The organism is Saccharomonospora azurea NA-128 (assembly GCF_000231055.2).
Lineage (GTDB): Bacteria > Actinomycetota > Actinomycetes > Mycobacteriales > Pseudonocardiaceae > Saccharomonospora > Saccharomonospora azurea.
On sequence record NZ_CM001466.1, the window covers coordinates 3,634,459 to 3,638,606 of the forward strand.

Consider the following 4,148-nt stretch of genomic DNA (forward strand, 5'->3'; position numbering starts at 1 on the left):
CGCGTCGATGGTGAAGGCGTGGGTGTGCCGCCACCCGCCGTCGCCGGTGGGTTCGGCGTCGGCGAGGTGTTCGTGCCCGTCGGGCAGGTCGACGTGGACGTGGCGCAGGGCTCGCGGGTCGCGGCGCGGCCACAGCCGGATCGCGGCGAGGCTGCCGAGCACGGTGAGTCCGCTGAGCACCAGCCAGCCCCGGGTGAAGCCGCTCGCGGTGACGAGCCACCCCGCGACGGGGTAGCTCACGAGCCAGCAGGCGTGCGACAGGGAGAACTGGGCGGCGAAGACGGCGGGCCGGTCGGCCTCGTGCGCGGAGCGACGCAGCACGCGTCCGACCGGGGTGAGCACGAGTCCCGAACCGGTCCCGATGACGGCCCAGATCGCCAGGGCGGCCGGCCAGCTCCCCTCGGTGGTGGACAGTGCGACGGCGGCGAGCGACCCGGTGCCGAGGGCACCGGCCCCGAGGAGCATCACGGACCGCTCGGGCAGGCGCTCCAACACGGTCGGCATCGCCGACGCCACCAGCAGCGTGCCCGCGCCGTGGGCGCCCAGGAGCAGGGCGACGTCGGCGTCGGGACGCCCGAGGACGTCCCGCACGTAGTTCACCGTGTTGACCACGACCAGCGCGCCCACGCCGGCCACCGCGAGATCCAGTGCCAGCACCCCGCGCAGTCGCGGCGTGGTGAGGAAGATCCGGGTGCCGGACGCGAGGCGGTCCCACAGGCCTTCCCGGGCACTCGGTCGGGCGAGCGGGATGCGGGCGGAGAGGACGAGCAGGGCCGAGCCGAGGAAGCCCGCCGTGGTCCCGGTGAAGAGCCAGTGGAAACTCAGCACGCTCAGCAGCGCGGCGGCCAGCGCCGGGCTCAGCAGGGTCTCCATGGTCACGGCGAGCTGCGAGGCCGACAACGCCCGCGTGTAGTCGCGCTCGTCGGGCAGCAGGTCCGGCAGCACCGCCTGGAACGTCGGGGTGAACGCGGCCGACGCCGACTGCAACACGAGAACGAGCAGGTAGACCTGCCAGATCTCCGTGACGAACGGCAACGCCACGACCACGCTCGCGCGCACCACGTCCAACGCCACGAGCAGGCGGCGTCGCGGCACCCGGTCGGCGACCGCACCCGCGAGGGGCGCCACCGTCACGTAGGTGACCATCTTGATCGCCAACGCCGTCCCGAGAACGGCTCCCGCGCGCGAACCCGCGAGGTCGTAGGCCAGCAGGCCGAGCGCCACCGTGGTGAGTCCCGTGCCGAAGAGAGCGACGACCTGTGCGCCGTAGAGCCGCCGGTAGTCGGTGTTGGCCCACAACGAACGACGTGGTGGGGGTTCACGCCGGATCACGGCCCGTACGGTAGCGAACGATTGAAGAAGTGTTCAACTGTCGTCGTCGCTAGGATCTCGCCATGGGTCACCAGCCACCGGGACACGCGCCACCGGCTCAGCTGAGCGCGGAGGACGCGCGGACGGTGGCCGAGACGCTGCAGGCGCTGGCCACGCCGAGCCGCTTGCTCATCCTCACCCGGCTGCGGGCAGGCGCCCGCGCGGTGACCGAGCTGGCCGACGACATCGGTATGGAGACCTCCGCCGTGTCCCACCAGCTCCGGCTCCTGCGCAACCTCGGCCTGGTGACCGGGACGCGCCGTGGCCGCCACATCGTGTACAGCCTCTACGACAGTCACGTCGCGATGCTGCTCGACGAAGCCGTCTACCACATCGAGCACCTCCGCCTGGGCCTGCGCGAACCCGGAGGTGCCCGGTACCCCGGCCGGGGAGAGGGCGCCTGAACCACGACACCGCGCCGGAGGCCGGCACCGCGCGAGCAACCGGCGGAATCCCGACGGCCACGGGCGGTGCACAATGGCGGCGTGACGGAGCCGAAGACGTACGGTGACGCGGTCGCCGTGGTGACAGTGACCTACTCGCCGGGCAAGACCCTGGACCGCTTCCTCGACACCCTGGAAAAGGCCACCGACCGCGCGGTCTCCGTGGTGCTCGCCGACAACGGCTCGGTCGACGGTGCCCCGGAGGACGCGGCCGCGGCGCGGGACAACGTCCACTTCGTCCCCACGGGCGGCAACCTCGGCTACGGCGGCGGAGCGAACGCGGGCGTCGCCACGCTCGGTGACGACGTGGGCTGGATCGTCGTCGCCAACCCCGACCTGGAATGGGATCCCGGTTCGCTCGACGAGCTGCTCCGAGTCGCGCAGCGCTGGCCGAGGGGAGGCGCGTTCGGGCCGCTGATCCGCGAGCCGGACGGCACGGTGTATCCGTCGGCGCGGCTGCTGCCGTCACTGGGACGCGGGATCGGGCACGCGGTGTTCGGCAAGATCTGGCCCGGCAACCCCTGGACCCGCTCGTACCGGCAGGAAAGGGAAACACCCACGGAACGCAGCGTGGGATGGCTGTCGGGTTCGTGCCTGCTGCTGCGCAGGGAGGCGTTCGACTCCGTCGCGGGCTTCGACACGCGCTACTTCATGTACTTCGAGGACGTCGACCTCGGCGACCGGCTCGGCAGGGCGGGCTGGCTCAACGTCTACGCGCCGTCGGCGAGCGTCATGCACATCGGTGGGGTGTCCACCGCGAAGGCGTCGGCACGGATGCTCGCGGCGCACCACGACAGCGCCTACCGCTACCTCGCCGACCGCCACCGGGGCCTGGTGTGGAAGCCCGTGCTCGCGGCCGTGAAGGTGGGGCTGGCGCTGCGGCTGAAGCTCCAGACCCGGCGCGGCTGAACGGGCCGAATCGGCCGGGCGGGGTCAGCGCCACCGTCCGGCCGCGGTCACAGACCTTCGAGCCGGCGGGCCAGGAACGACTGCTCCTGCGTCGTCTTGGTGGTCGGCACCAACCCGCCGTCGGCCAGGTCGCCGGCCTCGCCCTCGACGTCGTCGTCGCTCCGGCCGGACGAGGGGATCGTCACAGGCTGGGTGACGTCCGGGTTGTCCGACCCCGGCTGCGGCATCGGCGTGGTGGGCGACGACTCGGACAGGTGGGACCGCCGCACGTCGTTGGCCTCGATGACCGACGAGGGCAGCTTCGTCGTGCTGTCCGGGTCGGGCTCGGAGTCGATGCGCCGCACGACGGACCGCGGGATCTTCTGTGTGTTCGCGGAGTCCATCGGCGATGTCATGTTGTCCGGCGTCACGACGCCGGTACGTCGTTGCGCGCGGGCGAGCACGGCGTCCGCGCGGTCGCGGGGATCCATGTCCTCGCACCCCCATACCCTCACCGATGGCCCTCTCTGCACGGGGCCGCCGCCTTCGGCCTCTAGGGTAGGCCCTCGGGTGCCCGACCGTCGAAGGGTTGGGCGTGCTTCGTCATCCGAGTCGATGATGTAGGTATGGGAGGGGTCTGCTCGTCATGACGTCCGTGTCGGGTGCCGATGCCGTGATCCTCGTCGGGGGCAAGGGAACACGGTTACGGCCACTCACGCTGTCGGCGCCCAAGCCGATGCTGCCCACGGCGGGGGTTCCCTTCCTGTCGCACGTGCTGTCGCGGGTCCGGGCCGCGGGAATCACGCACGTGGTGCTCGGCACGTCGTATCGTGCGGAGGTGTTCGAGCAGCACTTCGGTGACGGCTCCGCCTTCGGTCTCGACATCGAGTACGTCGTGGAGACCGAGCCGCTGGACACGGGCGGCGCGATCCGCAACGTCGCCGACCGGCTGCGGGGTGACGACGTGGTGGTGTTCAACGGGGACATCCTCTCCGGGACCGACCTCGGTGCGCTCGTCGCCACACACCGCGAGGTGGGCGCCGACGTCACCCTGCACCTGCAGCGGGTCGACGACCCGTCGCGGTTCGGGTGCGTGCCCACCGACGCCGACGGCCGGGTGACGGCGTTCCTGGAGAAGACGCCGAACCCGCCCACCGACCAGATCAACGCGGGTTGCTACGTGTTCCGCCGGTCGGTCATCGAGGACATCCCGGCGGGTCGGCCCGTGTCGGTGGAGCGCGAGACCTTCCCGGGCTTGCTGGAGCGGGGCAGGCACGTGCACGGCTTCGTGGACGCGTCGTACTGGCTCGACGTCGGCACGCCGGAGGCGTTCGTGCGCGGATCGGCCGACCTCGTGACGGGCCGGGCTCCGTCCGCGGCACTGCCCGGCCCGGCGGGGGAGCGGCTCGTGCTCGACGGCGCGGTGGTCGCCGCCGACGCCGAGGT

Annotated in this window: 5 protein-coding genes; 3 read left to right on the top strand and 2 right to left on the bottom strand. The window is 72.0% G+C overall.

Annotated elements, in window-relative coordinates; all coding sequences use genetic code 11:
- A partial coding sequence (locus SACAZDRAFT_RS16635) for an MFS transporter (protein WP_005443611.1) occupies positions 1-1,332 on the bottom strand: 1,332 nt, incomplete at its 3' end.
- Positions 1,333-1,394: 62 nt separating this feature from the next.
- Here SACAZDRAFT_RS16635 and SACAZDRAFT_RS16640 point away from each other — a divergent pair.
- Positions 1,395-1,775 carry an ArsR/SmtB family transcription factor gene (locus SACAZDRAFT_RS16640; RefSeq protein WP_005443614.1) on the top strand — a complete coding sequence of 127 codons (381 nt, stop codon included), beginning with the start codon at positions 1,395-1,397 and terminating at the stop codon, positions 1,773-1,775.
- An 81-nt stretch (positions 1,776-1,856) separates the two neighbouring features.
- Positions 1,857-2,723 carry a glycosyltransferase family 2 protein gene (locus tag SACAZDRAFT_RS16645; protein WP_198283873.1) on the top strand — a complete coding sequence of 289 codons (867 nt, stop codon included), beginning with the start codon at positions 1,857-1,859 and terminating at the stop codon, positions 2,721-2,723.
- A gap of 47 nt (positions 2,724-2,770) precedes the next feature.
- Here the strand turns inward: SACAZDRAFT_RS16645 and SACAZDRAFT_RS16650 are convergent, their stop codons facing one another.
- The gene (locus SACAZDRAFT_RS16650) at positions 2,771-3,193 is read right to left on the bottom strand and encodes a hypothetical protein (protein WP_005452101.1); all 423 of its coding nucleotides are present in this window, start codon (positions 3,191-3,193) and stop codon (positions 2,771-2,773) included.
- Between the two features lie 155 nt (positions 3,194-3,348).
- Here SACAZDRAFT_RS16650 and manB point away from each other — a divergent pair.
- Positions 3,349-4,148, top strand: an 800-nt coding sequence (gene manB / locus SACAZDRAFT_RS16655) for a mannose-1-phosphate guanylyltransferase (RefSeq protein WP_005443618.1), incomplete at its 3' end; no start/stop codon positions are given.

Coding starts and splice junctions, on each gene's coding strand:
- SACAZDRAFT_RS16640 (WP_005443614.1), top strand. CDS start 1,395: ATGGGTCACCAGCCACCGGGACACGCGCCACCGGCTCAGCTGAGCGCG.
- SACAZDRAFT_RS16650 (WP_005452101.1), bottom strand. CDS start 3,193: ATGGATCCCCGCGACCGCGCGGACGCCGTGCTCGCCCGCGCGCAACGA.